The sequence below is a fragment of the Streptomyces sp. NBC_00341 genome, from assembly GCF_041435055.1.
Lineage (GTDB): Bacteria > Actinomycetota > Actinomycetes > Streptomycetales > Streptomycetaceae > Streptomyces.
This window is the reverse complement of the sequence record NZ_CP108002.1, coordinates 5,896,586-5,922,590: the sequence shown is the minus strand read 5'-3', so window position 1 is coordinate 5,922,590 and position 26,005 is coordinate 5,896,586. Positions and strand designations below refer to the sequence as shown.

At 71.2% G+C, this 26,005-nt stretch carries 27 protein-coding genes; 12 read left to right on the top strand and 15 right to left on the bottom strand.

From position 1 onward, the window contains the following. Window positions 1-48: 48 nt before the first annotated feature. Window positions 49-633: a suppressor of fused domain protein gene (locus tag OG892_RS26850; RefSeq protein WP_371630489.1), complete on the bottom strand. Its 585-nt coding sequence runs from the start codon at window positions 631-633 to the stop codon at window positions 49-51. Between the two features lie 411 nt (window positions 634-1,044). Between OG892_RS26850 and OG892_RS26845 the strand changes: the two genes are divergently transcribed. Together OG892_RS26845 and OG892_RS26840 are read left to right on the top strand one after the other, a co-directional pair. Further along, window positions 1,045-2,166, top strand: a complete 1,122-nt coding sequence (locus OG892_RS26845) for a magnesium and cobalt transport protein CorA (RefSeq protein WP_073736590.1) — start codon at window positions 1,045-1,047, stop codon at window positions 2,164-2,166. Window positions 2,167-2,219: 53 nt separating this feature from the next. Beyond that, window positions 2,220-2,738, top strand: a complete 519-nt coding sequence (locus OG892_RS26840; RefSeq protein ID WP_371630488.1) for a hypothetical protein — start codon at window positions 2,220-2,222, stop codon at window positions 2,736-2,738. 76 nt (window positions 2,739-2,814) lie between these two features. Here OG892_RS26840 and OG892_RS26835 read toward each other — a convergent pair whose 3' ends face one another. Next, window positions 2,815-3,585, bottom strand: coding sequence for a hypothetical protein (locus OG892_RS26835; RefSeq protein ID WP_371630487.1), 771 nt, complete (start codon window positions 3,583-3,585; stop codon window positions 2,815-2,817). A 204-nt stretch (window positions 3,586-3,789) separates the two neighbouring features. On the opposite strand from OG892_RS26835, the gene OG892_RS26830 reads away from it, so the two are divergent. From OG892_RS26830 to OG892_RS26820, 3 genes are all read left to right on the top strand, one after another. Then, on the top strand, window positions 3,790-5,064 hold the full coding sequence (locus OG892_RS26830; protein WP_073736593.1) for a magnesium transporter MgtE N-terminal domain-containing protein: 1,275 nt from the start codon (window positions 3,790-3,792) through the stop codon (window positions 5,062-5,064). Further along, window positions 5,054-5,608: a DUF1003 domain-containing protein gene (locus tag OG892_RS26825; protein WP_371630486.1), complete on the top strand. Its 555-nt coding sequence runs from the start codon at window positions 5,054-5,056 to the stop codon at window positions 5,606-5,608. Before OG892_RS26830 ends, OG892_RS26825 begins: the two co-directional genes overlap by 11 nt. Window positions 5,609-5,705: 97 nt before the next feature. Then, entirely contained in the window at window positions 5,706-6,839 is a 1,134-nt protein-coding gene (locus tag OG892_RS26820; protein ID WP_073736595.1) for an Mrp/NBP35 family ATP-binding protein, read from the top strand. Window positions 6,840-6,902: 63 nt separating this feature from the next. On the opposite strand, the gene OG892_RS26815 is transcribed toward OG892_RS26820, so the two are convergent. From OG892_RS26815 to sigE, 5 genes are all read right to left on the bottom strand, one after another. Continuing rightward, a complete protein-coding gene (locus OG892_RS26815) occupies window positions 6,903-7,562 on the bottom strand; it encodes a hypothetical protein (protein ID WP_073736596.1) in 660 nt (219 codons plus the stop codon). A gap of 118 nt (window positions 7,563-7,680) precedes the next feature. Then, window positions 7,681-8,157 carry a sec-independent translocase gene (locus OG892_RS26810; RefSeq protein ID WP_073736803.1) on the bottom strand — a complete coding sequence of 159 codons (477 nt, stop codon included), beginning with the start codon at window positions 8,155-8,157 and terminating at the stop codon, window positions 7,681-7,683. Between the two features lie 99 nt (window positions 8,158-8,256). Further along, window positions 8,257-10,026, bottom strand: coding sequence for a trypsin-like peptidase domain-containing protein (locus tag OG892_RS26805; protein ID WP_371630485.1), 1,770 nt, complete (start codon window positions 10,024-10,026; stop codon window positions 8,257-8,259). A gap of 110 nt (window positions 10,027-10,136) precedes the next feature. After that, entirely contained in the window at window positions 10,137-11,123 is a 987-nt protein-coding gene (locus OG892_RS26800; RefSeq protein ID WP_328865520.1) for a zf-HC2 domain-containing protein, read from the bottom strand. Further along, the gene (sigE, locus tag OG892_RS26795) at window positions 11,120-11,878 is read right to left on the bottom strand and encodes an RNA polymerase sigma factor SigE (protein ID WP_199884446.1); all 759 of its coding nucleotides are present in this window, start codon (window positions 11,876-11,878) and stop codon (window positions 11,120-11,122) included. Before sigE ends, OG892_RS26800 begins: the two co-directional genes overlap by 4 nt. A 181-nt stretch (window positions 11,879-12,059) precedes the next feature. On the opposite strand from sigE, the gene OG892_RS26790 reads away from it, so the two are divergent. Continuing rightward, the gene (locus tag OG892_RS26790) at window positions 12,060-12,725 is read left to right on the top strand and encodes an O-methyltransferase (RefSeq protein WP_073736600.1); all 666 of its coding nucleotides are present in this window, start codon (window positions 12,060-12,062) and stop codon (window positions 12,723-12,725) included. 145 nt (window positions 12,726-12,870) lie between these two features. Here the strand turns inward: OG892_RS26790 and OG892_RS26785 are convergent, their stop codons facing one another. Continuing rightward, the gene (locus OG892_RS26785) at window positions 12,871-13,038 is read right to left on the bottom strand and encodes a DUF3117 domain-containing protein (protein ID WP_003966491.1); all 168 of its coding nucleotides are present in this window, start codon (window positions 13,036-13,038) and stop codon (window positions 12,871-12,873) included. Window positions 13,039-13,351: 313 nt separating this feature from the next. Between OG892_RS26785 and OG892_RS26780 the strand changes: the two genes are divergently transcribed. Further along, window positions 13,352-14,155, top strand: a complete 804-nt coding sequence (locus OG892_RS26780) for an enoyl-CoA hydratase/isomerase family protein (RefSeq protein ID WP_371630484.1) — start codon at window positions 13,352-13,354, stop codon at window positions 14,153-14,155. Window positions 14,156-14,201: 46 nt separating this feature from the next. Here the strand turns inward: OG892_RS26780 and OG892_RS26775 are convergent, their stop codons facing one another. Together OG892_RS26775 and OG892_RS26770 are read right to left on the bottom strand one after the other, a co-directional pair. After that, window positions 14,202-14,789, bottom strand: a complete 588-nt coding sequence (locus OG892_RS26775) for a DNA-3-methyladenine glycosylase I (protein WP_073736602.1) — start codon at window positions 14,787-14,789, stop codon at window positions 14,202-14,204. Beyond that, window positions 14,786-15,259 (bottom strand): hypothetical protein, encoded by a 474-nt coding sequence (locus OG892_RS26770; RefSeq protein WP_371630483.1) that lies wholly within the window; start codon window positions 15,257-15,259, stop codon window positions 14,786-14,788. The genes OG892_RS26775 and OG892_RS26770 overlap by 4 nt, the downstream gene beginning before the upstream one ends. Before the next feature lie 122 nt (window positions 15,260-15,381). Between OG892_RS26770 and folP the strand changes: the two genes are divergently transcribed. Then, a complete protein-coding gene (gene folP, locus OG892_RS26765; protein ID WP_371630482.1) occupies window positions 15,382-16,254 on the top strand; it encodes a dihydropteroate synthase in 873 nt (290 codons plus the stop codon). Between the two features lie 40 nt (window positions 16,255-16,294). Here folP and OG892_RS26760 read toward each other — a convergent pair whose 3' ends face one another. Then, complete coding sequence (locus tag OG892_RS26760; RefSeq protein ID WP_073736604.1) at window positions 16,295-17,080, bottom strand: TIGR00730 family Rossman fold protein; 786 nt, start codon at window positions 17,078-17,080, stop codon at window positions 16,295-16,297. Between the two features lie 96 nt (window positions 17,081-17,176). After that, a complete protein-coding gene (dapE, locus tag OG892_RS26755; RefSeq protein WP_328865521.1) occupies window positions 17,177-18,256 on the bottom strand; it encodes a succinyl-diaminopimelate desuccinylase in 1,080 nt (359 codons plus the stop codon). Between the two features lie 35 nt (window positions 18,257-18,291). On the opposite strand from dapE, the gene OG892_RS26750 reads away from it, so the two are divergent. Both OG892_RS26750 and OG892_RS26745 read left to right on the top strand, forming a co-directional pair. Next, window positions 18,292-19,242 (top strand): hypothetical protein, encoded by a 951-nt coding sequence (locus tag OG892_RS26750; protein WP_371630481.1) that lies wholly within the window; start codon window positions 18,292-18,294, stop codon window positions 19,240-19,242. 287 nt (window positions 19,243-19,529) lie between these two features. Continuing rightward, on the top strand, window positions 19,530-19,907 hold the full coding sequence (locus OG892_RS26745; RefSeq protein WP_073736606.1) for an ATP-binding protein: 378 nt from the start codon (window positions 19,530-19,532) through the stop codon (window positions 19,905-19,907). 83 nt (window positions 19,908-19,990) lie between these two features. On the opposite strand, the gene dapC is transcribed toward OG892_RS26745, so the two are convergent. After that, window positions 19,991-21,088, bottom strand: a complete 1,098-nt coding sequence (dapC, locus tag OG892_RS26740; protein ID WP_371630480.1) for a succinyldiaminopimelate transaminase — start codon at window positions 21,086-21,088, stop codon at window positions 19,991-19,993. A gap of 118 nt (window positions 21,089-21,206) precedes the next feature. Next, complete coding sequence (fdxA, locus tag OG892_RS26735) at window positions 21,207-21,527, bottom strand: ferredoxin (RefSeq protein WP_018956287.1); 321 nt, start codon at window positions 21,525-21,527, stop codon at window positions 21,207-21,209. A gap of 117 nt (window positions 21,528-21,644) precedes the next feature. Here fdxA and OG892_RS26730 point away from each other — a divergent pair, with 117 nt between their 5' ends. Together OG892_RS26730 and OG892_RS26725 are read left to right on the top strand one after the other, a co-directional pair. Beyond that, entirely contained in the window at window positions 21,645-22,655 is a 1,011-nt protein-coding gene (locus OG892_RS26730; RefSeq protein ID WP_371630479.1) for a GNAT family N-acetyltransferase, read from the top strand. Between the two features lie 4 nt (window positions 22,656-22,659). Beyond that, entirely contained in the window at window positions 22,660-23,499 is an 840-nt protein-coding gene (locus tag OG892_RS26725; protein WP_073736609.1) for a transglutaminase-like domain-containing protein, read from the top strand. A gap of 95 nt (window positions 23,500-23,594) precedes the next feature. Here OG892_RS26725 and OG892_RS26720 read toward each other — a convergent pair whose 3' ends face one another. After that, window positions 23,595-25,613: a translation factor GTPase family protein gene (locus tag OG892_RS26720; protein WP_073736610.1), complete on the bottom strand. Its 2,019-nt coding sequence runs from the start codon at window positions 25,611-25,613 to the stop codon at window positions 23,595-23,597. Between the last annotated feature and the right edge of the window lie 392 nt (window positions 25,614-26,005).

Below are 26,005 nucleotides of genomic sequence, written 5' to 3'. Positions count from 1 at the left end.
GGGGCTTTCGGCTGTTCCGCGCCCGGGTGTCCCAGCGCTCGTCCGGTGTCAGTCCAGGGCCACCGAGGCACGCAGCGGATCGCGCAGGTCCGTCCCCCGGGACAGCCACCGTTCCTGGAGCTCCTGCGCACCCCTGACCCGCTTCCAGGCCGCCTCGTTGGGCGTCATCGGCAGCAGCGGCAGGAAGCGCACCGCCTCCATCGGGGTCGCCAGCTCCAGATCCTCGACCAGCCCCCCGGACTCGGCGACGAGCACCGAGCTGAAGGGCGCTCCCGGCCACAGCGGTTCACCGAGGTCCAGCGAGGCGCCGGGGGCCACGATCACCCCCTCCACCTGCGGCGAGGCCGCCAGTACCGCGAGCTTGCGCAGCACCTGGTCGGTGTCCGCGAGGCCGGCCCGCACCGAGAGGACCAGCTCGGCCCGGGGCCCCTTCACCGGATCGGCGAACGGGTCGGAGGGGTCGGCCATCGGCTGCGCGGACATGCCGAGCGTGGCGTACCTCACCACGTCGCCGTCGATGAAGCGGAGCACCTCGATCCGGTCGGTACCGAGGAACGTCACTGCCGCGCGTGCGTCCGGTTCGCCCAGGGCCGCGCGCAGACGGGCCTCGACCGGAGCAAGAATTTCTGCCATGTGGCGAGCATAGGACGCGTATGGAACGGGCAAAGTAAGAGATTGGCCCTGTGCCTGCTGATAGCCTGGGCCCGCCGGTCGGGACAGCACGCAGAAGCGTCGCTCTCAAGTCCCGACGCAACGTCGTCCCTCACGGGGGACCGACCGGAGGAGGTGGGGCTGCGGTGGATCCAAGTCGACCGTGCAGTACCAACCGCTCTTCCGCCCGACACCTTTCTTCTGTGATCTGACGCCTTCCCGGCCACGGCCCATGGCGTTTCGCACGACGGAAGAGCACCCCCTTTTTGCCTGTCTGTAGCGAACGCCGTCATCGCGCCGCCGCGGTGCCGCCCGCTTTGCGGACGTGAGCCCACGTCCCCATTCCGGGCTGTTCCACGCCCTCGCCGACGGCCCTCCGTGAAGGAGCCAGCCATGTCGATGATCCGTGACCTGCGCGCTGTGGTGCGCCCGTCCCTGCGCAAGACCAACACCCTGCACAGCAGTTACGACGCCACGCGTGACCCGTCCGCCTCCAGCGCGGTGGTCGACTGCGCGGTCTACCGCGACGGACGCCGCGTCGCGGAGGAGGACGGCACCTGCCGTACGCCGCACGAGGCGATGCTCCGGGTACGGGAGAAGGGCGGCTTCGCCTGGATCGGCCTCCATGAGCCGACCGAGGAGGAGTTCGCCGGCATCGCCCGGGAGTTCGGGCTGCACCCGCTGGCCGTGGAGGACGCCGTCCACGCCCACCAGCGGCCGAAGCTGGAGCGGTACGACGACACCCTGTTCACCGTCTTCAAGACCATCCACTACGTCGAGCACGCCGAACTGACCGCGACCAGCGAGGTCGTGGAGACCGGCGAGGTGATGTGCTTCACCGGCCGGGACTTCGTCATCACCGTGCGGCACGGCGGCCACGGCTCGCTGCGCGCGCTGCGCCACCGCCTCCAGGACGACCCCGAGCTGCTCGCCAAGGGCCCCTCGTCCGTACTGCACTCCATCGCGGACCATGTGGTCGACGGCTACATCGCGGTGGCCGGCGCGGTGCAGGAGGACATCGACGAGGTGGAGATCGAGGTCTTCTCCACCCCCGACAAGAGCGGCCCACGCGGTTCGGACGCCGGCCGGATCTACCAGCTGAAGCGCGAGGTGCTGGAGTTCAAGCGGGCCGTATCGCCACTGCTGCGCCCGATGCAGCTGCTCAGCGAACGGCCGATGCGGCTGATCGACCCGGACATCCAGAAGTACTTCCGGGACGTCGCGGACCACCTCGTGCGCGTGCAGGAAGAGGTCATCGGCTTCGACGAGCTGCTGAACTCCATCCTCCAGGCCAACCTGGCGCAGGCGACCGTCGCGCAGAACGAGGACATGCGCAAGATCACCTCCTGGGCGGCCATCATCGCCGTACCGACGATGATCTGCGGGGTCTACGGCATGAACTTCAAGCACATGCCGGAGCTGCGCTGGACGTACGGCTATCCGATGGTGCTGGGCTTCATCGGAGTGGTCTGCTTCTCCATCCACCGCATGCTCAAGCGCAACGGCTGGCTCTGACCGTCCCTGCTACTGCCCGTATCCCTACCGCGGGCCGGTCTAAGCTCTGCTGCATGACTGCTGCTGACACGCTGCTCGGACCGGCCCTCGTCGAGGAGGCCACCAAGAAGTCGGGGCTGGTCTGGGTGCGCGGCACCGGGCCCGCGCGGGCGCTGTGGCACGTGTGGCACGAGGGAGCGGCGCTCCTCGTCGGGGACGGCCCCGGCGAGCAGCCGCTCCCGGCCGGCCTCACGGACGGCGGCAACGCGGAGGTGACCGTCCGCAGCAAGGACAAGGGCGGCCGGCTCGTCGCCTGGACCGCCTCCGTGGCCCAGCTCGCCCCGCACTCCGCGGAGTGGGAGGCCGCGGTGGCCGAACTGAAGGGCAAGCGGCTGAACGCACCGGACGCCGAGCAGCTGACCGAGCGCTGGGCGCGCGAGTGCCGGATCCTGCGCCTGACGCCGCTCGATTCCCGTACGGACCTGCCGACGGGCTCGGGGGCGGCGGCGCCGCTGCCCACCACCGCCACCACCCGGCTGCCGGTACCGGCCGGACTGCCGCACCTGCTGAAGCGCTCGCTCAGGAAGCGGTAGACCGGTCCTCGCCCGGCGGGTCTACGACATCTCCTCGCCCGGCGGGTCTACGACGTCTCCTCGCCCGGCGGCGGGTCTACGACGTCGACTTGGGCAGCTGCTGCCCGTAGTCGACCGTGTCGTCCTCGGCCGGGGCCTTCAGCGCGAAGTCCTTGCCCCAGTCCGCGAGCGTGATGACGCCCCCGCCGCCGCCGCGCGCGAAGCGCAGCGGGTACGGCTTGCCCTCCAGGGACACGTCCAGCGCACCGCCCTCGCCCTTGCCGCCGGTGATCCGGATGGTGCGCTCCCCGCCGACCTCGTCCCGGTCCCCCTTGCCGACGTCGCCGTGCAGCGTGAGCAGCCCGTCGAGCAGCACCTTCTTGTCGGTGAACCCGCGCAGCTGCTTGTACGTGGGGTCGTCCTCCGGAACCTTCACGTACTTGTCGTCCAGCTTGTCCGCCGCCGCCCCGTCGGCCTCGCTGGTCTTTCCGGCGTCCGCCGTGCCGTGGTTCCAGAAGCCGGCGTCCGCCTTGAGGTAGAGCACGTCCCCGATCCGGAGCAGCTCGAAGGTGCTGTTCTTCGACGTGACGGAGCCCGCCCCGCCCTTTTCCTTGAGCCGCATGTTCAGTTTGTACGTGCCGCCCTTGCTGACCAGGGTGCCGGCCAGCCGGACCATGTCGGAGGAGTCCGCCGCGGCCCGCGCCTTCTTCTCGATCTCCGGCGCGTCCAGTCTGCCGACGCCGTTGGTCCCCTTGTCCGGATCCTCGTCCGCGCACGCGGTCAGCGCCGCGGTCAGCCCGGCGCAGAGCACGACGGCGAGGGTGGCGGTCCGGCGGCGGGCCCGGACGGTCGGGACGAAAGAGGTCACAGGCGCACTGCCTCTCAGCTGCGTGGCGGTGGGTGGCAGACGGCAGCGTACCTGTGCGGCCTACACCTTCCGGCAGGGAGTCGCGACGACCGCTCTCCAGGGCGACCTGCGAGAGTACGGGCTAGCCTGATCCCGTCATAACGGTGCAATAAACGTCACAACAGACCGGATGCGTAAGCCGGCGACGAAGGAGGAGGCGCAGGCATGGCAGCAGGAACGCCCCGGGTCTTCGTCTCGCACCTCTCCGGTGTGCCGGTCTTCGACCCGAACGGGGACCAGGTGGGGCGCGTCCGCGACCTGGTCGCGATGCTCCGGGTCGGCGGCCGGCCGCCCCGGCTGCTCGGCATCGTCGTCGAGGTGGTGAGCCGGCGCCGGATCTTCCTCCCGATGACCCGGGTGACGGGCATCGAGTCGGGTCAGGTCATCACCACGGGCGTGGTCAACATGCGGCGCTTCGAACAGCGGCCCACCGAACGCCTGGTGCTGGGCGAGTTCCTCGACCGTCGGGTCAGCCTGGTGGAGACCGGCGAGGAGGTCACCATCCTGGACGTCGCGATCCAGCAGCTGCCGGCCCGCCGCGACTGGGAGATCGACAAGTACTTCGTGCGCAAGGGCCGGGGCGGCGCGCTGCGCCGCAAGGGCGAGACCCTGACGGTCGAGTGGTCGGCCGTCAGCGGTTTCTCGCTGGAGGAGCACGGGCAGGGCGCGGAGTCGCTGGTCGCCACGTTCGAGAAGCTGCGCCCGACCGACGTGGCCAACGCGCTGCACCACCTCACTCCGAAGCGGCGTGCGGAGGTCGCCGCCGCGCTCGACGACGACCGGCTGGCCGACGTCCTGGAGGAGCTCCCGGAGGACGACCAGGTGGAGATCATCGGCAAGCTCCAGGAGGAGCGCGCCGCGGACGTCCTGGAGGCGATGGACCCCGACGACGCGGCCGACCTGCTGTCCGAGCTGCCGGAGGAGGACAAGGAGCGGCTGCTGACGCTGATGCGCCCGGACGACGCGGCGGACGTCCGGCGCCTCATGTCGTACGAGGAGCGGACGGCGGGCGGCCTGATGACCACGGAGCCGATCATCCTGCGCCCGGACGCGACGGTGGCCGACGCGCTCGCCAGGGTCCGTCAGCAGGACCTCTCCCCCGCGCTCGCCGCCCAGGTGTACGTGTGCCGGTCGCCCGACGAGACGCCCACGGGCAAGTACCTGGGCACGGTGCACTTCCAGCGGCTGCTGCGGGATCCGCCGTTCACCCTGGTCAGCTCGATCGTGGACAGCGATCTGGTGGCGCTGACGCCGGACACCCCGCTGTCGGTGGTGACCAGCTATCTGGCGGCGTACAACCTGGTCTCGGTTCCCGTGGTGGACGAGAGCGGCTCGCTGCTGGGCGCGGTGACCGTCGACGACGTGCTCGACCACCTGCTGCCCGACGACTGGCGGGAGACCGACTTCCACGGGCGCGAGGGGGTGCTCCGTGGCCGGTGAGGAGCGCTCCAGGGCGTCGAACGGCTCGACGGCACTGACCCGTACCCCCAGGATCCGGCTCGACCAGCCGAAGGACCCGCGGCGGCGGCTGCTGCCGGAGTACGACCCGGAGGCGTTCGGCCGGTTCTCGGAGCGGATCGCGCGGTTCCTGGGAACCGGGCGGTTCATCGTCTGGATGACGCTGATCATCATCATCTGGGTGGTGTGGAACATCTTCGCGCCCAAGGAGCTGCGGTTCGACGAGTACCCGTTCATCTTCCTGACCCTGATGCTCTCCCTCCAGGCCTCCTACGCGGCCCCGCTGATCCTGCTCGCGCAGAACAGGCAGGACGACCGCGACCGGGTCACCCACGAGCAGGACCGGGCCCAGAACGAGCGCTCCATCGCCGACACGGAGTACCTGACCAGGGAGATCGCGGCACTGCGGATGGGCCTCGGGGAGGTCGCCACTCGCGACTGGATCCGCTCCGAGCTGGAGGACCTGGTGAGGGATCTCGACGACCGCCGGACACCGGCCGGGGCCGAGAGTGACGAAGACCGCTGACGGGGCTACCCGCGCGTAGGTGAAGGCGCCGTACCGCCCTCCCGTCGCCCGCCACCACCCTTTCAGGGAGCGCCGCGCGCACCCGTACTATCGAGGTATGGCTACGGAAGACGCGGTGCTTGAGGCACTGGCGACAGTGAACGACCCGGAGATCCACCGCCCGATCACCGAGCTGGGCATGGTGAAATCGGTCGAGATCGATCCTGACGGTGTAGTCGCTGTCACGGTGTATCTCACCGTCTCCGGCTGTCCGATGCGCGAGACGATCACCAATAACGTGACCGACGCGGTGGCCCGCGTCGAGGGAGTGTCGCGGGTCGAGGTCACGCTCGATGTGATGAGCGACGAGCAGCGCAAGGACCTGGCGTCCTCGCTGCGCGGCGGCACGGCCGAGCGGGAGGTTCCGTTCGCCCAGCCCGGCTCGCTGACCCGGGTGTACGCGGTGGCCTCCGGCAAGGGCGGCGTCGGCAAGTCGTCGGTGACCGTGAACCTGGCGGCCGCGATGGCGGCCGACGGACTCAAGGTCGGCGTCGTGGACGCGGACATCTACGGGCACAGCGTGCCCCGGATGCTCGGCGCGGACGGCAAGCCGACCCAGGTCGAGAACATGATCATGCCGCCGTCCGCGCACGGCGTGAAGGTCATCTCCATCGGCATGTTCACCCCGGGCAACGCCCCGGTGGTGTGGCGCGGCCCGATGCTGCACCGCGCGCTCCAGCAGTTCCTCGCCGATGTGTACTGGGGCGATCTGGACGTCCTGCTGCTCGACCTGCCGCCGGGCACCGGTGACATCGCGATCTCCGTGGCCCAGCTGGTGCCGAACGCGGAGATCCTGGTCGTCACGACCCCGCAGCAGGCCGCGGCCGAGGTGGCGGAGCGGGCCGGCTCGATCGCCGTGCAGACCCACCAGAAGATCGTCGGCGTCGTCGAGAACATGTCGGGCATGCCGTGCCCGCACTGCGACGAGATGGTCGACGTGTTCGGCTCCGGCGGCGGCGCCCGGGTCGCTGAGGGGCTGACGAGGACGGTCGGCGCCGAGGTGCCCGTGCTCGGTTCCATCCCGATCGACCTGCGGCTGCGCGAGGGCGGCGACGAGGGCAAGCCGGTCGTCCTGTCCGACCCCGACTCCCCGGCGGGCAAGGCCCTGCGCTCCATCGCGGACAAGCTGAGCGGCCGTCAGCGCGGCCTGTCCGGCATGTCCCTGGGAATCACCCCGCGCAACAAGTTCTGAACCGGGACGGGCCCGTGGCGGGCCGGGGCTGATGCTCCCGGCCCGCCACGGGCCCGTCGGCGGCTACGCGTACGACGTGATGTCACCGACGACCGAGAAGCCCAGCCCGTACGCACTCATCCCGCGCCCGTACGCCCCGATGTGCACTCCACCGTGGGCGGAGCCGGCCAGCACCCAGCCGAACTCGGACTCGCGGTAGTGGAACGCCACCGGCACACCGTCGACCGGCAGCGAGAGCGCCGACCACTCGGGGCCGTCCAGATCGTCGGCCAGCTCGAAGGCAGTCTCCGTCTGCTGGTCCAGCCAGTCGTCCCGCAGGGTGTGGTCCATCTGCGCGGGCCAGGTGTAGGCCAGCAGGCCCGAGCCGGCCAGCCAGGCCGCGGAGGAGACCGTCGTCGCGTCCAGGACGCCCGTGCCGTCGCCGCTGCGCCGCACCGGGCTGCTGGCCACGGTGACGACGACCGCGAACCGCTGTCTGTCCTCGCCCGCGTCGCTCCGTACCGAGGGCTCGTCGCCATGGCCGGTGGAGCCGTGCTGCACCGTGCCGTCCGCGGCGGTGCCGACCTGCATCAGCCAGCGCGGCCCGGTGAACGCCTCGTCAAGTCCGTACCAGGGGAACGGTGCCTGCAGATAGCCGTCGACCGTGAGCCGGGCCGCCGGCACCCCCTCTGCCGTGCCTGTGTCCGGCGCACCATCCGCGCCCACCCGACTCGTTGTCTCCATCTGTCCGGCCGCCTCCTCGATCCGTAGGGTCCGGAGCGGCCCGCCCCCCTCGGGCGTCCTCACAACCGGACAGATGGAGAATAGCCATACCGTCCGGACGAGTCGGGATTGACGGGGGTCAGGTGGCGTCTGCGTCGAACGGCGGGTGATCGTCCTTCGTCGGCTGCTCGCGCTTCTTCAGCAGGTCAGGGCCGCCCGCAGAGCCGTTCGCCGCGGTGACCGCGGAACCGCCCGACACGCCGCTCTTCGCCTCCACGGACGAGGTCGCGCGGCCGTTGACCGCGTCGGTGACCTCGGAGACCTCCTTGCGCAGGTCGAAGCTCTCGCGGATCTCCTTCAGCCCCAGGTCGTCGTTGCCGTCCATGAGCTGCTTGCGGACGAACGTCTTGGGGTTGAGGTCCTCGAACTCGAAGTCCTTGAACTCCGGGCCGAGCTCCGTACGGATGTCCTCCTTGGCGCTCTCCGAGAACTCACGGATCTTGCGGATGAAACGCGAGACGTCCTGGATGACCTTGGGCAGCTTCTCCGGACCGAAGATGAGCACGCCGATGATCGCGAGCGCCACCAGCTCCAGCGGGCCTATGTCATTGAACACCTTGCGGCTCCTCGTGTTCTCCGCGACCAGGTCGGATGAGGTCCGGACCCGGACCACGGTACCCGCCGAAGCCATCCGTGCGGTAGCTTCCCGTGGCCGTCACGTGCCTGTTGCCGAGCCGAGCGTCAAACTCATGGTCAGGTCTTTACCACCGCGGGTCAGCTTGAGGTCCAGTCGGTCACCCGGCCGGTGCGAGCGGATCTTCACGATCAGCTCCTCGCCGCTGTGCACCCGCCCGCCGTTCACCTCGGTGATGACGTCACCGGGCCGGATCCCGGCCTTGGCGCCCGGACCGCCCTCCGTGACGGAGGACTTGCCGTCCGCGCCCTCCGGTCCGACCTTGGCGCCGTCACCGGTGTACTTCATGTCGAGCGTGACGCCGATCACCGGGTGGGTGGCCTTCCCGGTGTTGATCAGCTCCTCCGCGACGCGCTTGCCCTGGTTGATCGGGATGGCGAAGCCGAGGCCTATGGAACCGGCCTGGCCGCCCTCGGTGGTCGAGCCGCTGTCCGCGGCACGGATGGCGCTGTTGATCCCGATGACATGCGCGTCGGTGTCGACCAGCGGTCCGCCGGAGTTGCCCGGGTTGATCGGGGCGTCGGTCTGCAGCGCGTCGACGTAGCTGATGTCGCTGCCGTCGCCCTTCTCGCCGCCCGCCGTGATCGGCCGGTCCTTGGCGCTGATGATGCCGGAGGTGACCGTGTTGGACAGGTCGAACGGTGCGCCGATGGCCACCACCGGATCGCCCACCCGCACGTTGTCGGAGTTGCCGAGCGGCAGCGGCTTGAGCCCGGAGACACCGCTGACCTTGACCACGGCCAGGTCGTAGCCGCTGTCCTTGCCGACCACCTCGGCGTTGGCCGTCTCGCCGCCGCTGAACGTCACGGTGATCTCGCCGGACGAACCGGCCGGTGCGACGACGTGGTTGTTGGTGAGGATGTGGCCCTTGTCGTCGAGGACGAAGCCGGTGCCGGTGCCGGATTCGGTGCTGCCGCTGACATGCAGGGTGACCACGCTGGGCAGCGCGCTGGCCGCGATACCGGCGACGCTGTCGGGGGCACGGCCGCCGCCGTCGCGTTCGTCCTGGTCCAGTTCGATCTGGGTGAGGCCGCCGTTGCGCTCTATGTACGCGCCGATCCCGCCGCCGATGCCGCCCGCCACCAGGGCCAGCAGCAGCGCCCCGACGAGGACGGAGCCGCGCCGGTTCTTCCGCTTGCCGCCGTCGGTGGCGAGCGGCGGCCCTGGATTGGTGATCAGGGGCTGCCGGGGCGCACCCCAGGGGTCGTACTGAAGCCATTGCGGCGACGGGGGGTGGTGGGGCTGGGGCTGGGGCTGGTGGTGTGGCCGGGGCTGCTGCGGAGGCTGCTGAGCCTGCGGCTGCTGGTAGGGCTGGTGGGGCTGCTGCTGCTCGTGGCCCTGCGGCTGCTGGGGCAGTGGGGCGGCGGGCGGGAAGTCGGCCGGTGGGGCGGGGGCCGGGGCGGGAGCCGTCGCGATGCCCGCGCCGTTCGTCCCCGAGTAGGGCGGCGGTACGGGGGTGCCGTGCGCCGGTGTCTGGACCGGTCGCTGTACGGGGGGTGCGGGCGCCCAGGGGCCGGGGCCACCGTAGGGCGGGGTGCTGTACGGGTCGGGCTCGTGGAGCGGCTTCGACGCCTGCGGCACGGGCTCAGCGGTCACAGGCTCCACCGTCGCGGACGCCGTCGGCTCCGCGTCCGTGACCGCATCCGTCGCGGCGCTCGCCTCGGTCGGGTCCGACGGGGGCACCGCGTCCTCGACGGGCGACGGCTCCTGAGGCGCTGCGCTCGTACCGCGCCCCGGCGTGGGCCGGCTCCACCACTTCGCCTTCGGCTCGGTGGGCTTCCCGTCGTCCATGCTCTCCCCGCAACTGCCTCAACTGGCCTCTGCACGCCCCGCAGGGGGCGTCCCTCCCGGAAATCCTGCCGGAATTCAACCAGGTTTGTGCATGCCCTGCGCCGGGTGTGTCAGCGACGGGGAAGGAGCGGCAGTCCGTGGTTGGCGGGAACCGGCATTCCGGCGGCCGCGGTGGGGGTCCGGGACGGCTCGGGGGAGGCCGTGGAAAGTCCACTGCCCAGTGCCTGTGCGAACAGCGGGCTGGTGCCGTTGGGACGTATCAGCGAAGGCGCGGACACATCGGTCCGGACGGGAAGCGCGTACCGGCTTCCGGTGAGGCCGCCGGTGCCGAGCAGGGAGGGTGCGGAGGAGAACGCCAGTGGCGCGGCGTTCATGGTGAGGGACACCGGGCGGTCGCCGGCACCGGCCGCCGCGAGCGTGCCGTGGCCGCCGCCGCGGCGGCTCACGGTGGTGCCGCGCTCGGCACGCGCGTCGGCGTCCAGCGGTGCGACGCTGCTGCCCGGCCCCTCGGCCCGGGTCGGGGAATCGGGTCCCGCGTCCGTCGGAAGAGCGCCGCCCAGCGCGATGGCGGCCAGCGAGACGGCGCTGGCGGCGGCGAACGCGAACCTGCGGCCCCGCCACGGCGAGCGGTCGGCCTCGCGGCTGACCTCGTGGATACGGAACGTGGGCCGGTCCGGTCCGGCCGGAAGGATCGCGGCGGAACCGTGCGCGGTCGGAAGGTAGCCGAAGCCGTCCAGCGGGGAGCCGCCGGAGGACGAATCCGCCCGGCCGCCGGAAGGACGCGTCACGGGGAAGGCTCCGTCACCGAAGCGGCCCGAGCCGCCCATTGGTCTTCCCCGACTGTCGCCGTCACCCCCCGGTCCACCGGGAAGGCCCTGCAACCGGGCAAGGAAGCCCTCGGAGGGACAGGGCGGGGCCGACTCGGCGAAGACACTCTTCAGGCGCCGCTGGGCGGCAGCCTCGGCCTTGCACTTGGCGCAGGTCGCGAGGTGGGCGAGCACGCGGTCACGGGCGTCGTGTTTGAGCTCGCCGTCGACAAGCGCGGCGAGCCTGTCCCCCAGGTGTTGTTCCGCGGAGGTCGGACCTGTGCCACTCACGCCGCTCCGCCCTCCCCTGCCGCGAGGACCCCGGTGAGCGAGCGCTGCTCCGCGCGGGCCTCCGGCGAACGGTGCTTCAGCGCCTTGCGCAGGTGGGAGCGCCCGCGGTGGATGCGGCTGCGCACGGTGCCGAGCTTCACGCCGAGCGTCGCGGCGATCTCCTCGTACGAGAGTCCCTCGATGTCACAGAGCACGACCGCGGCCCGGAACTCGGGCGCGAGGGTGTCCAGCGCCTGCTGGACGTCGGCGTCGAAGTGGGTGTCGTTGAAGACCTGCTGCGGCGAGGGCTCGCGGCTCGGCAGCCGCTCGGCGGCGTCGTCACCCAGGGAGTCGAAGCGGATCCGCTGCTTGCGGCGCACCATGTCCAGGAACAGGTTGGTCGTGATGCGGTGCAGCCAGCCCTCGAAGGTGCCGGGCGTATAGGTCGACAGCGAACGGAACACCCGGACGAAGACCTCCTGAGTGAGGTCCTCCGCGTCGTGCTGGTTTCCCGTCAGTCGATAGGCAAGGCGGTAGACACGACCGCTGTGCGTGCTGACGATCTCTTCCCATGAGGGCGGCGTCCACGCCTGGGAGGCATCCGAGGCAAAGGTCGCGGTCGTTGCGGAGTCGTTGGAAGAACGGTCAGCAATGTTGGTCACGGATTTCGGCTCACCCGCCGACCTGAGGAAGCGCCACAGCACTCCTCCCCGATCCACAGGCGCAGCCGCACCTCCCCTGTCGGCTCTGGTGGTGTCCAGTGGAGCCCCTACCATAGCCACCTCGCCCGTTAGCTCCGGATAAGCCTTTTTCCTGCTGGGGCCGGGGACAACCCCGGGAACCGCCTGCCCGTGATCCCGGACCCGATCTGCGGGACGGATCCACGGGCTTTCCCCTCACCTTTCATAACGCCCGGTCCCATCTGCGGGTTCCCGGGTGCAGCGGATACAGTCACCGTTGCGTCAACTACGGGGACAGGAGAGGGCCATCACAGCCAACCGGCAGACGAGCTGGGCGTTCGCCGACGCCTTTGTCGCCGAGGACGAAGCACTGCGCTGGGCCCGGGACCGGGCCCGGGACGCGGGGCTCCGCTCGGTGTCACCGGGCACCGGCGCTGCGCTGCGCCTGCTCGCTGCCACGACGGACGCCAAGGCGGTCGCCGAAATCGGCACCGGCACGGGCGTGTCCGGCATCTATCTGCTGCACGGCATGCGGCCGGACGGGGTGCTGACCACGGTCGACCCGGAACCCGAGCGCCAGCAGTTCGCCCGTGAGGCCTTCCGGGCGGCGGGCTTCGCCGCCAACCGGGCCCGCTTCATCCCCGGCCGCGCCCTGGACGTACTCCCCCGGCTCGCGGACGGCGGATACGACCTCGTCTTCTGCGACGGCGACCGCATGGAGAGCCTGGACTGCCTCGCTGAATCGTTGCGCCTGCTGCGACCTGGTGGCCTGGTGTGCTTCGAGGGCGTCTTCGCGGACGGCCGTACGGTCGACTCCGCACCCCAGCCCCCGGAGGTACTGCGCCTGCGCGAGTTGCTGCGCGCGGTCCGCGAGAGCCAGGAGCTGATGGCGACGCTGCTGCCGGTGGGCGACGGTCTGCTCTGCGCGGTACGCCGCGGCTAGGGCCCCGCTTCCCGCTCACCCGCTCACCCGCCGGCGCTTCGTCACATGTCACCTGGATCACACCCGGATCACCCGGCACCGAACGCACTACTGCCCCGGCACGGATTCCGTGCCGGGGCAGTAGTGAAGTGTGGGCTCCTCTGCGTCAGCCGACGACCTTCTTGAGGGCATCGCCCAGCGCATCGGCCTCGTCCGGAGTCAGCTCCACGACAAGCCGACCGCCGCCTTCGAGCGGAACGCGCATGACGATGCCCCGCCCCTCCTTTGTCACCTCGAGCGGGCCGTCGCCCGTCCGCGGCTTCATGGCCGCCATGCTCGTTCCCCTTCCTGAAACCAGCTCATCGCAACCGGCGGCCCCATGACAGGCGCTGCCTCACCGGCATCGAACACATTGCTTCCAGGCCATTATCCCGCATCAGAGACCCCGATGACCAACATCGCTCTGCATCGCTTGCGCAACGCACTCGCTCAAAACCACCCAATTCGGCGAAGGGACTGCGATACTCCGTCCCCCTCAGCCCCCCATCGGGGCGGAATTGTTAGACGCAGGTCACATGTTCGCCTCCGCCGAAGTCGGCCATGCTTGCCTCGACAGACTTTGGACGAGGCGGAAAAGGGGACCCCACATGGCCGACGACGTGCTCTGCGACGTGAGCGACGGGCTCGCGACGATCACGATCAACCGTCCCGACGCGATGAACGCGATGAACACCGCGACCAAGGTGGCGCTGCGTGACGCGCTGACGTCCGTCGCCGACGATCCCGCCGTGCGGGCGGTACTGCTCACCGCCGCGGGCGAGCGCGCCTTCTGCGTCGGCCAGGACCTCAAGGAGCACGTCGCCAAGCTGGCGGAGGCCCGCGAGTCGGCCGGCGGCAACGCGCTCAGCACCGTGCGGGAGCACTACAACCCCATCGTGCGGGCCATCACCGAGATGCCGAAGCCGGTCGTCGCCGGGGTCAACGGGGTCGCGGCCGGTGCCGGTTTCGGTTTCGCGCTCGCCTGCGACTACCGGGTGGTCGCGGACACCGCGTCGTTCAACACCTCGTTCGCCGGTGTCGCGCTCACCGCGGACTCGGGCGTCTCCTGGACGCTGCCCCGGCTGATCGGTCAGAGCCGCGCCGCCGACCTGCTGCTCTTCCCGCGCTCGATCTCCGCGAAGGACGCCCATGACCTGGGCATCGTGAACAAACTGGTACCCGGCGCCGAGCTCGCCGCCGAGGCCGCCGCGGTGGCCCGCGCGCTGGCGGACGGCCCGACCGTGGCCTACGCGGCGCTCAAGGAGTCCCTCGCGTACGGGGCGGGTCACACCCTGGGCGAGGCGCTGGAGAAGGAGGACGAACTCCAGACCCGGGCGGGCGCGTCGCAGGACCACGCGATCGCGGTGCAGGCCTTCCTCAACAAGGAGCGGCCCAAGTACCTGGGGCAGTAGCCGCCCCAGGACCGGGCCCGGCCCGATCCGATCCGAACGACAGGCCCTACGCCTCGGTGCCGCGTGCCACGCAGTCGACGAGGTGGTCGTCGACCAGCCCGCACGCCTGCATCAGGGCGTAGGCGGTGGTGGGGCCGATGAAGCGGAGTCCACGCTTCTTGAGGTCCTTGGACAGCGCCGTGGACTCCGCCGTGACCGCCGGGACGTCCCCGAGCGTGCGCGGAGCGGGCCGGGTGGCCGGGTCAGGGGCGTACGACCAGATCAGCTCGTCCAGCTCACCGCCCTGCCAGTCGGCCAGCACCTTGGCGTTGGCCATGGTGGCGTCGATCTTCGCGCGGTTGCGGATGATTCCCGCGTCGGCCAGCAGCCGTTCCCGGTCGGCGTCGGTGAACAGCGCCACGGCGGGGATGCTGAACCCGGCGAACGCGGTACGGAAGCCTTCCCGGCGGCGCAGGATCGTCAGCCAGGACAGCCCGGACTGGAACGCCTCCAGGCACAGCCGCTCGAAGAGCGCGTCGTCACCATGGACCGGGCGGCCCCATTCCGTGTCGTGATAGGCGAGGTAGTCCTCTGTGGACAGGCCCCACGGACAGCGCAGCCCGCCGTCCGCCGCGGCTTCGGCTCCGCTGCTCATCGCCCGCCCTCCTCGTCCGGCCGCGGTGCGGCGCCGCCGGTCCCCGGGCTCCCCGGCTGCTGCTCCTGCTGCTCCTGCTGCTGCGACGGCGACTGCGGCTGCCAAGGCGCCTGCCAGGGCGTCTGAGACAGCTCCTGGGGCTCCTTGAGGAGATCCGGGCCGCCCGCCCTGGTGGCCTGCGCACCGGCGAGCGCCGACTCCAGCTCCGCGATCCGCGCGTCCCGCTCGGCGAGCTCGGCGCCGAGCCGGCCCAGCGCCTCGTCGACATCCGTCATCCGGTAGCCGCGGACGGCGACCGGCAGTCTCAGCGCCTCGACATCCGCGCGGCCGACCGGGCGCGTCGCGGGCAGCGGATCCGTCAGCTGCTCGGGCGCCACGTCCTGAAGGATGGCGCTCCTCCCTCCGCCGATCACCGCGAGGGTGACCGCGGCGACCACAACCACCATCGCGAGCAGCAAGAACCAGAACACGCGCATCTCCCCGGGAGCGGAATTTCGTCCGGGTCCGATCGTGCCATGCGGCACTGACAGTTAGGGTCGCAGTCAGTCCCGGCGGGCGTTCTGCCGGGGGATTCACAGGGAGAAGACACGGGATGCGAAGCGGTGCGCTCAGGCTGGGGCGGCGCGAGTTCGGTGCGCACGAGCCGGTGATCATGGCGATCGTGAACCGCACCCCGGATTCCTTCTACGACCAGGGCGCGACCTTCCTCGACGAGCCGGCGCTCTCCCGCGTGGAGCGGGCGGTGGCGGACGGTGCCGCGATCATCGACATCGGCGGGGTGAAGGCGGGGCCCGGCGAAGAGGTGACCGCCCAGGAGGAGGCCCGCCGGACCGTCGGATTCGTCGCCGAGGTGCGTCGGCGTCACCCGGACGTGGTGATCAGTGTCGACACCTGGCGCCACGACGTCGGTGAGGCGGTCTGCGAGGCCGGCGCCGACCTGCTGAACGACGCGTGGGGCGGTGTCGACCCGAAGCTCGCGGAGGTCGCCGCGCGGTACGGGGCGGGGCTGGTGTGCACGCACGCGGGCGGCGCGGAGCCGCGGACCCGGCCGCACCGGATCGGGTACGAGGACGTGATGGCCGACATCCTCCGGGTGACCGTGGGGCTGGCCGAGCGGGCCGTCGGGCTGGGGGTCCGGCCGGACGGCATCATGATCGACCCGGGTCACGACTTCGGGAAGAACACCCGCCACTCGCTGGAGGCGACGCGCCGTCTCGGTGAGATGACGGAGACGGGCTGGCCGGTGCTGGTCTCGCTGTCCAACAAGGACTTCGTGGGCGAGACGCTCGACCGCCCGGTGAAGGAGCGCCTGACCGGCACACTGGCGACGACCGCGGTGTCCGCGTGGCTGGGGGCGCGGGTGTACCGGGTGCACGAGGTGGCGGAGACCCGGGACGTCCTGGACATGGTGGCGACCATCGCCGGGCACCGGGCACCGGCCGTGGCGCGGCGCGGGCTGGCGTAGCGGGGCCGGTGGGCCGGTGCGGGCGGGTGCGCCTGCGGCGCTACCGGCCGACCTCCTTCGTCACCAGGTTCACCGCCTCGTCCACGTCGTCCGTGACGTGGAACAGGAGCAGGTCCTTCGCGGACGCCTTGCCCTGGGCGATCACCGTGTCCCGCAGCCAGTCGACCAGGCCGCCCCAGTACGCCGTGCCGAACAGCACGATCGGGAAGCGGGTGACCTTGCCCGTCTGGACCAGCGTCAGCGCCTCGAAGAGCTCGTCCAGGGTGCCGAGTCCGCCGGGCAGGACGACGAAGCCCTGGGCGTACTTCACGAACATCGTCTTGCGGACGAAGAAGTAGCGGAAGTTGACGCCGATGTCGACGTGCGGGTTGAGGCCGGACTCGAAGGGCAGCTCGATGCCCAGGCCGACCGAGACCCCCTTCGCCTCCCGCGCTCCCTTGTTCGCCGCCTCCATCGCTCCGGGTCCGCCCCCGGTGATCACCGCGAAGCCCGCTTCGACCAGCGCCCTGCCGATCCGTACGCCCGCCTCGTACTCCGGCGAGTCGGCCGGGGTCCGGGCCGAGCCGAAGACGCTGATGGCGCTCGGCAGTTCGGCCAGCGCGCCGAACCCCTCGACGAACTCCGACTGGATGCGCATGACCCGCCAGGGGTCGGTGTGCACCCACTCGGAGTCGCCCTCGGAGTCCAGCAGCCGCTGATCGGTGGTGCCGGGCTGTACCTGGTCCCTGCGGCGCAGCACCGGGCCGAGTCGCTGTTCCTCCGGCCTGACCGCGCCCTCGGGGATCTCCGTACCTTCGGGGATCCGCGCATCCTCGGGGTTGCCCATGACCTGCTCCCTCCGCCGACATCGGAGGCGCCCTGCGGCGCCCCGTCTCCCGCCAGCGTAGATCGCCGGAGGTTACGGACAGGGGAATGCCGGACGTCAGGTCGTGAGCCAGGAGCGCAGCCGCTCCTCGCAGTGGGTGATCCGCTCGACCGCGACGTGCTCGTCGCGCTTGTGGGCGAGGATCGGATCGCCGGGGCCGTAGTTCACGGCGGGGACGCCGAGCGAGCCGAAGCGCGAGACGTCCGTCCAGCCGAACTTGGGCCGGGCGGTGCCGCCGACCGCGTCCATGAACGCCTTGGCCGCGGGGTGCGAGAGGCCGGGCATCGCCGCGCCGGAGTGGTCGTCGACGACGAACTCGACGACGCCGCAGTCGGCGAAGACCTCGTGGACGTGGGCCAGTGCCTCGTCGGGGCCGAGGTCGGGGGCGTAGCGGTAGTTGACGACGACGGTGCAGGCGTCGGGGATGACGTTGTTGGCGACGCCGCCCTCGATCCGTACGGCGTTGAGCCCCTCGTGGAACTCCAGTCCGTCGATCACCGGCTTGCGCGGCTCGTACGCGGCGAGCCTGGCCAGGATCGGGGCGGCGCCGTGGATGGCGTTGGACCCCATCCAGCTGCGCGCGGAGTGCGCCCGCTCCCCCGCCGTACGGAGGAGGACCCGCAGCGTGCCCTGGCAGCCGCCCTCGACCTCGCCGTTGGAGCCCTCCAGGAGGACGGCGAAGTCGGCCGCCAGCCAGTCGGGGTGGGCGTCCGCGATGTGTCCGAGGCCGTTGAGGTGTGCGGCGACCTCTTCGTTGTCGTAGAAGACGAACGTGAGGTCGCGGTTGGGCTCCGGCACCGTCGCGGCGATCCGCAGCTGGACGGCGACGCCGGACTTCATGTCGGAGGTCCCGCAGCCCCACAGGAGCCCGTCGGCGTCGAGCCGGGAGGGCACGTTGTCCGCGATCGGCACGGTGTCGATGTGCCCGGCGAGCAGGACGCGCTCGGCGCGGCCGAGGTCCGTCCTGGCGACGATGTTGTTGCCGTACCGCTCCACGGTCAGGTGCGGGAGGGTCCGCAGCGCCGTCTCGATGGCGTCGGCGAGGTCCTTCTCCTCCCCGCTGACCGAGGGGAAGTCGACGAGCCGGGCGGTGAGCGCGGGTCCGTCCAGGGTGAGGTCAAGGGTGCTTTCGGCCATGGCTACGAGCCTAGTGCCTCGCGTACGGTGGCCCCGTGCCCCGGACCGATTCCTCTGCCCGCCGACACACCGGCCGCCGCCGCAGCCGCCGGCTGCGCGTCGCGGCCGCCTTCGCCGTGCTCGCGGCCGTGGGCGGCTATCTGACCGTCTCGTACCTGTCGGGCGGCAAGAGCTCCGACCAGTGCACCGTGCACTCCGCGGACGGTTCGTCCGGTGAGGGGCGCACCTACCGGCTGAGTCCGGAACAGGCCGCGAACGCCGCGACGATCTCGGCTGTCGGCACCACGCGCGGGATGCCGGAGCGGGCGGTGACGATCGCGCTGGCGACGGCTCTCCAGGAGTCCGGGCTGCGCAATATCGACCACGGTGACCGGGACTCCCTGGGACTGTTCCAGCAGCGCCCTTCGCAGGGCTGGGGCACCGGACAGCAGATCCTGGACCCGGTCTACTCGGCCGGGAAGTTCTACGAGCACCTGGCCGAGGTCCCGGGCTACTCGCGGCTGCCGCTGACGGTGGCCGCGCAGCGCGTGCAGCGCAGCGGTTTCCCGCAGGCGTACGCGAAGCACGAGCCGGACGCCGCACTGCTGGCGGCCGTGCTGACCGGCCGGACGCCGGCCGCGCTGACCTGTGCCCCGCCTCGCGCCACGGCCGGGACGGGCGACGTCACGAAGGTCAGGGCCGCGCTCACCCGTGCTTTCGGCAAGGGCGCGCTGCCGGCCGTGGACGCGGCGGACGACCGGACCCCGACGGCGGGCGCGACGGCTCAGGGATCGCTCTCGGTGCCGGTACGGTCGGGCGGCGCGGCCACGGAGGGCGGCGTTCCGCAGCACGGCTGGGAGCTCGCGCACTGGGCGGTGGCGCAGTCCGAGGTGCTGGGCATCGACGAGGTCGCGTACGCGGGCCGGGCCTGGAAGGCCGGATCGGGCTGGCGGACGGAAAGCGGGAAAACGGGCACCACAGAGGTCCGTATGCGCTTCGTGCATTAGTGCGGCGGGTCCCTCTTACAGGGGGTCCGGGCATTCCCGTAACAACCTCCGCACGCGGGTTCGCGCGCCCCCTTCCGGACGGCCCGATTTCCTTGCGGTCAAAGGGAAGTGACGGGCCATCGCACGGCCGGGGAATGCATTGTTTGCCCGGGTTCCTCCGTTGCGGATTATCTGACGCATTGCCGACTCTTTACGTCGGTTCACCGCAACCTCCCCCGCCCCCAAGACGGTTGTCATGGCGTCCGGTCCACGGACAGACAGATTCCACATCCCGTCGAAGGAGCATCATGTCCCTCCCCCTGACCCGTCGGATCGCCCGTACCGCGCTGCTGATCGCGGCGGGTGCGGCCCCCGTGGTCGGTGCGGCCGGCGCGGCCGGTGCCGCTGAGCTCCCGCAGGCCTCTCAGCTCGGCGGTCTCACCTCCGTCGACGGCGCCGGTCTCGACAAGGCCGTCGACGGCACCGGTCTCGGCAAGACGGTCGACGGCGTGTCCAAGCAGGGCGCAGAGACCGGCGGCAAGGTCGTCGGGACCACGCTGCCGGTGGCGAGCAAGACCCTCGGCGAGACGGCCGGCAAGGCCGCCCCCGCCGTCGGCAAGGCGGCGACCGGCGGTGCGACCGGCAGCCTGGGCGGCCTTCCCACGCAGGGCCTGCCGCTCGGCTGATCCACGCCGCCCAGTGCAGTGACGCGCGAGGGCCTGAGGGGTGCGCACCCCTCAGGCCCTCGCGCGTGTCAGTCGGCAGGCGCTCAGCCCAGCCGCTTGACCGCCGCCGCCACCCGCTCGTCCGTGGCCGTGAGCGCCACGCGCACGAAACGGTCGCCGGCCGGCCCGTAGAAGTCCCCGGGCGCCACCAGGATGCCCAGCTCCGCCAGGTGGGCCACGGTGTCCCAGCACGGCTCGTCGCGGGTCGCCCAGAGGTAGAGGCTCGCCTCGCTGTGCTCGATGCGGAAGCCGTGGGCCTCCAGGGCCGTGCGCAGGGCGGTGCGCCGGGCGGCGTACCGGGCGCGCTGCTCGGCCACGTGCGCGTCGTCACCGAGCGCCGCGACGGTGGCGGCCTGGACCGGCGTGGACGTCATCATCCCGCCGTGCTTGCGGATCAGCAGCAGCTCGCCCAGGACGGCCGCGTCGCCCGCGATGAAGGCGGCCCGGTACCCGGCGAGGTTGGAGCGCTTGGAGAGCGAGTGGACGGCGACGACGCCCTCGTACGTACCGCCGCAGACGTCCGGGTGGAGCACCGAGACCGGTTCGGCCTCCCAGCCCAGCTCCAGGTAGCACTCGTCGCTGAAGACCAGCACCTCGTGCTCGCGCGCCCAGGCGAGGATCCGGGTCAGCTCGTCCTTGCCCAGCACCTCTCCGGTGGGATTGGACGGGGAGTTGAGCCAGAGCAGCTTGAGCCCGGCCGGGTCCAGCTCGGTCGGGTCGTCGTACGCGACCGGCTCGGCGCCGCAGAGCCGGGCGCCGACCTCGTAGGTCGGGTAGGCGAGCCGCGGGTAGGCGACCCTGTCGCCGGCGCCGAGGCCGAGCTGGGTCGGCAGCCAGGCCACCAGTTCCTTGGAGCCGACGACGGGCAGCACGTTCTCGTGGGCCACGGAGACCGCGCCGAGCCGCCGCTCCACCCAGCCGGTGAGCGCGTCGCGCAGCTCGGTGGTGCCCCACACCGTCGGATAGCCGGGGCTGTCGGACGCGGCGACGAGCGCCCGCTGGATCAGCTCGGGCACCGGGTCGACGGGGGTGCCGACGGACAGGTCCACGATGCCGTCCGGGTGGTCCCCGGCCGTCGACTTGTAGGGCGCGAGCCTGTCCCAGGGAAAGGTGGGGAGGCGGGAGGAGACTGCTGCGGACACGGATCTCTGCTTTCTCGTACGGGGGTTCGGGCGGGAGCCCCGGCGGCACGCACAAACGCCTCGGTCCCGCACGGTGACGAGCCGTACGGGACCGAGGTGACGCACGTGCCGGACGCTGTTACTGGTTCTGCGGCGGCAGTGCCGCGATGAACGCGTGGTCGCGCTCGATCAGACCCAGCTTGGAAGCCCCACCAGGCGACCCGAGGTCGTCGAAGAACTCGACGTTCGCCTTGTAGTAGTCCTTCCACTCCTCCGGGGTGTCGTCCTCGTAGAAGATCGCCTCGACCGGGCAGACCGGCTCACAGGCTCCACAGTCGACGCACTCGTCCGGGTGGATGTACAAGGACCGCTGGCCCTCATAGATACAGTCGACGGGGCACTCTTCGATGCAGGCCTTGTCCTTTACGTCGACACAAGGCTGCGCGATGACGTAGGTCACGCTGTCGTTCCTCCTCGGTAGGGCGTTGGCTCTCGCGCGGGAGCGCGGCGTCGTCGATGCCCGCACCTAGTATCTCCGTTCCCGGGCACGATCCGAACAGGAGGGGCGGACAGAGCTGTGGAATTCACCATCGGCGGACGGCTGGAGATCCGGATCACACCGGCTGACGTGGGCAAACGGGTCTCGGTCCGGTGTCTGCTCCAGGAGGGTCCGCCGGGCCCGAAATTCACTGACACGGTTGGTGTTCTCACATCGTGGAACGACGGTGTGCTGTCCGTCACACCCAAGAGCGGTGAATCCGTCCGCATCGTGGAATCGTCCCTGGTGGCGGGTAAGACCGTGGCTGCCGCGCCGCCCCGGCGCCGCGGCCCCGCGGCCTCCTTCGGTGAGCTCGCCCGGGTCTGCGCCCGCGCCTGGCAGCCGGTGGAGAGCGAGCCGCTCGGTGACTGGCTGCTGCGCGCCTCCGCGGGGTTCACCCGGCGCGCCAACTCCGTGCTGCCGCTCGGGGATCCGGGCGTTCCGCTCGGCACCGCGCTCGCGCGGGTCCGGCAGTGGTACGCGGACCGGGGGCTGGTGCCGTACGTCCAGACGGCGACCGGCGCCGAGGGCACCCAGGAGGAGCTGTGCGCGGCGCTGGAGAGCGCCGGGTGGCGGCGCGAGGTGACGGCGGAGGTGCGGATCGCGGCGCTGGCCCCGATCGGTGATCTGGCGGCCGAGGTGTCGCGGGTGCGGCTGAGCCGTGCGGTGGACGCGGCGTGGCTCTCCCGCTACCAGCGCTTCGAGAGCCCCGGCCCGGAGGTGGCGGCGGTGCTCGGCAGTGGTCCCTCTGTGTGGTTCGCGACCGTGCCGGGCGACGGCGGTGACGCCGCGCCCGCCGCGATCGGCCGCTGTGTGGTGGACGGGCGGTGGGCCGGGTTCATGGCCGTCGAGGTGGCTTCCGAGCACCGGCGCAGGGGGCTCGCCACCGCGGTGATGACCGCGCTGGCACGGCAGGCGATGGACGAGGGCGCGTCGGCCGGGTGGCTCCAGGTCGAGGCGGAGAACGAGGGCGCCCGCGCGCTGTACGACGGGATGGGGTTCGCCACCCATCACCGGTACCACCACTTCCGGCCCTCCGGCCCGGCGTAGCGCGATGGCTTCCGGGAGGCACGACAGGGAAGAGATCCGCCGCCGGTTCGCGGCGGAGGCGCGGGCCGAGCGGCCGGACCTGGCGCTGCTCTGCCTGCTGCTGGCGGCAGAGGCGGATCCCGCGCTGGACGCCAACGGCATCGACGCGGCGCAGATCGAGCTGGACCGGCTCGCGGGCCTGCTGCCGTACGGGCTGCGCGGCGGCCGGGCCTGGGCCTCCGCACTGGCCGAACTGCTCGGTGAGCGGTACGGGTTCGAGGGGTCGTCTGGGGAGTACCAGCGCCTTGAGTCGTCGCTGCTGCACGAGGTGCTCCGGCGCCGGCGCGGGCTGCCGATCCTGCTGTCCGTGGTGTGGATCGAGGTGGCCAGGCGGGCGGGCGCCCCGGTCTACGGCTTGGCGCTGCCGGGCCATTTCGTGGTCGGTTTCGGTGATCCGGAGGAGCGGGTGCTGGCCGATCCGTTCGCCGGCGGCCGTCCGCTGTCGAGCCAGGACGCGGAGCTGCTGGTGACGAGCACCACCGGGGAGCCGCTCGAACCGTCGATGCTGGTGCCCGCGCGGCCGCTGGAGACGGTGCTGCGGATCCTGAACAACATCCGGGCCTGGGCGGCGGCCCGCCCGGAGCGCTCCGACGTGGCGCTGTGGGCGGTGGAGCTGTCCCTCCTGCTGCCGTCGCACCCGGCCCGGCTGCGGTACGAACGGGCCCAGCTGCTGGTCCGCAGCGGGGAGTTCCTGCGCGGGGCGGCGGAGCTGGAGGAGTACGCGGACGTGGTCGCGGACGTCGAGCCGGAGGCCGCGGAGGCGGTCCGGCGCAGCGCGCGGGCGGCCCGTGCCCGGCTGAACTGAGGCCGCCCCGGCTGAACCGGAACCGGGAGGGCTGCGGGCCGCCTCGCGTGCCGTCAGCCCTCCGCCCTCAGCCCTCAGCCCTCAGCCGTCAGCCCTCAGCCGCCGGACGGGCCCGGACGCCGCAGTGCCGCGTGCAGCAGGTACTCCTTCCGGTCGAGCGGGTTGTGGTCGGTGCGGGAGCGACTGGGGTTACCGCCGACGACCGCACGGTGCGAGGCGAACACGGATTCGAGTACCCCTTCGCCCCGGGTCAACGACGGGAGCCGCTGCTGCAGTTCATGCACCCTGGCCGCCGGGATCTCGCCCTCCAGCACACAGTTCGCGCCGTCCAGGGACGGGGGGCCCGGGACGGCCGTCAGGTGGGCGAGGACCGGCAGGAGCGGGCCGAGCGCGTCCGCGGGCAGTTCCAGCCTGAACCGGTGCATCGGCTCGTACACCGTGGTGCCCGCCCGCCGGAGCGCGGTCATCAGGACCAGCGGGGTCAGGTTGCGGAAGTCCCCGGCGGTGCTCGACATGGACTTGTCGAACGTGCCGTGCGCGTGGCTCTGGCGGGGCCAGTAGCCGGAGTGCGTCATGGTGACCGTGCAGTCGGTCACCTGCCATCCGTTCAGGCCCTGTCCGAGCGTTTCGAACACGGTCTCCTCGACCGCCCGCATCAGGGAGTACGGCATGGAGCCGAGCTCCACCTCCAGCCGGTAGTCCACCCCGCTGCCGGCCGGGGCGGGATCGACGCGCAGGCCGACCGTCGCGAGGAAGGGATTGTCGTCCTTGTCGATGATCTCGAATGCGGCACCGGTACCGGACGGCCGTTCCAGACAGATGGTGGTGGTTTCGCGGAAGGTGACGTCGATACCGAATTCCTCCGCGAGCGTCGCCTCGATGACCTCCTTCTGGACTTCGCCGTAGAGCGATACGGAGACTTCCTTGCGGATGTCGTCCTGCCGCAGATCGATCAGCGGATCCTGTTCGGCGAGCTGCGCGAGAGCGAAATGCAGTTCCCCCCTGGAGGCGGGCGCTTCCGGCACCACGACGGATTCCAGGGTGGGCGGGGCGAAATGGTGTTCCCTGGCCCCTTCCGGCGCGACACCGACCGCGTCCCCGATCCGGATGTCACCCAGTCCGCGGAGCTTCGCGATGCGTCCCGGTCCGACCGATGGACGGGGCCCGTCCGAGCCGTCCGCGAAGACGTTGATCCCGGTCACCCTGCCCTCACCGGCAGCGCCCGGCCCGCGCCCGAACGGCAGCCGGTCGCGGGTGCGTACGGTCCCGGAGAACATCCGGACGTACGCGAGCTTCTCGCCCGCCGAGCCGCGTTCGACCTTGAAGACGGTGCCGGAGACCGGGCCGTCGGCATCGCCCCGCGCGCCGGGCAGCAGTTCCTTGATCCCGCTGGTCAGCGCGGCGATTCCGGCGCCCGTCACGGCTGAGCCGAAGTACACGGGGTGGACGAGCGCCTGCCCTGTCCGGGCCGCCAGCTCCTCGTGGAGCCGGCCGGGCGCGAGCGTGTCGCCACCCTCGACGTACGCGGTCAGCAGGGCGTCGTCGTGCTCGGTGAGCAGGTCCGTCAGCCGGCCGGTGAGCCGGGGGTCGTCGGGCGCGTAGGACGGGCAGTGCGCCTCGCGGGTGCCGAGACCGGTGACGGCAGGACCCATCGCGACGGCGTTCGGCGTGAGCTTCTCCGTGATGCCGCGCAGTACCTGCTCGTACCGGGCTCCGGCGCGGTCGGTCTTGTTCACGAAGACGAGTGTCGGGATGCGCAGCCGCTGGAGCGTCCGCATGAGGACGCGGGTCTGCGCCTGGACGCCCTCCACGGCGGAGATGACCAGCACGGCGCCGTCGAGCACGCTCAGCACCCGTTCCACCTCGGCGATGAAATCCGGGTGACCGGGGGTGTCGATCAGATTGACGGTGACGTCGTCGATATCGAACGAGACGACCGCGGACTTGATCGTGATACCGCGCCGCCGTTCGAGCGCGAGGGAATCGGTCCGGGTGTTCCCGTCGTCCACGCGGCCCAGCTCGTCGATGATTCCGGCGGTGTGGAGCAGCCGCTCCGTCAGGCTTGTCTTACCGGCGTCGACATGCGCCAGAATGCCAAGATTCAGCGTGTGCACAGAACTCCATGTTCTCAGTTTCGGTGTGAATTCCCGTCTGAACGAACACGTGAGATCGGCGCATGGAAGTCTCCTGGATCTGTCGGCTTGTGCGGTGAGTACAGCAGTCGGCCCGACGGCGGTGCAAGCGAATTACCGGGACGCGGACCGGGCTCCGGCACGGTGAGGAACTGTCAGCGGACGCCCCGTCCGGAAAAGTCCAAACCTCACCCCGGCGCGGCGTGCCGTCCAACGGGTGATTATCCGTGCTCCGCCACTCGATGAGCCCATGGCGTAGCTCCAATGCGGCGCTCTCCGATGGCGCGCTCCGGTGTTCCGACTGACGGTGGATCACGTAGCCACTGCGCCACTACGAGTCGGCATTCCGTCACTCTTCGCAGTCGCGACGAAAG

Bases quoted from the DNA above. Each gene is read 5' to 3' on its own strand.
- OG892_RS26850 (WP_371630489.1), bottom strand. From the start codon at position 633: ATGGCAGAAATTCTTGCTCCGGTCGAGGCCCGTCTGCGCGCGGCCCTG.
- OG892_RS26845 (WP_073736590.1), top strand. From the start codon at position 1,045: ATGTCGATGATCCGTGACCTGCGCGCTGTGGTGCGCCCGTCCCTGCGC.
- OG892_RS26840 (WP_371630488.1), top strand. From the start codon at position 2,220: ATGACTGCTGCTGACACGCTGCTCGGACCGGCCCTCGTCGAGGAGGCC.
- OG892_RS26830 (WP_073736593.1), top strand. From the start codon at position 3,790: ATGGCAGCAGGAACGCCCCGGGTCTTCGTCTCGCACCTCTCCGGTGTG.
- OG892_RS26820 (WP_073736595.1), top strand. From the start codon at position 5,706: ATGGCTACGGAAGACGCGGTGCTTGAGGCACTGGCGACAGTGAACGAC.
- OG892_RS26815 (WP_073736596.1), bottom strand. From the start codon at position 7,562: ATGGAGACAACGAGTCGGGTGGGCGCGGATGGTGCGCCGGACACAGGC.
- OG892_RS26805 (WP_371630485.1), bottom strand. From the start codon at position 10,026: ATGGACGACGGGAAGCCCACCGAGCCGAAGGCGAAGTGGTGGAGCCGG.
- sigE (WP_199884446.1), bottom strand. From the start codon at position 11,878: ATGGTAGGGGCTCCACTGGACACCACCAGAGCCGACAGGGGAGGTGCG.
- OG892_RS26785 (WP_003966491.1), bottom strand. From the start codon at position 13,038: ATGGCGGCCATGAAGCCGCGGACGGGCGACGGCCCGCTCGAGGTGACA.
- OG892_RS26780 (WP_371630484.1), top strand. From the start codon at position 13,352: ATGGCCGACGACGTGCTCTGCGACGTGAGCGACGGGCTCGCGACGATC.
- OG892_RS26775 (WP_073736602.1), bottom strand. From the start codon at position 14,789: ATGAGCAGCGGAGCCGAAGCCGCGGCGGACGGCGGGCTGCGCTGTCCG.
- folP (WP_371630482.1), top strand. From the start codon at position 15,382: ATGCGAAGCGGTGCGCTCAGGCTGGGGCGGCGCGAGTTCGGTGCGCAC.
- OG892_RS26760 (WP_073736604.1), bottom strand. From the start codon at position 17,080: ATGGGCAACCCCGAGGATGCGCGGATCCCCGAAGGTACGGAGATCCCC.
- dapE (WP_328865521.1), bottom strand. From the start codon at position 18,256: ATGGCCGAAAGCACCCTTGACCTCACCCTGGACGGACCCGCGCTCACC.
- OG892_RS26745 (WP_073736606.1), top strand. From the start codon at position 19,530: ATGTCCCTCCCCCTGACCCGTCGGATCGCCCGTACCGCGCTGCTGATC.
- OG892_RS26725 (WP_073736609.1), top strand. From the start codon at position 22,660: ATGGCTTCCGGGAGGCACGACAGGGAAGAGATCCGCCGCCGGTTCGCG.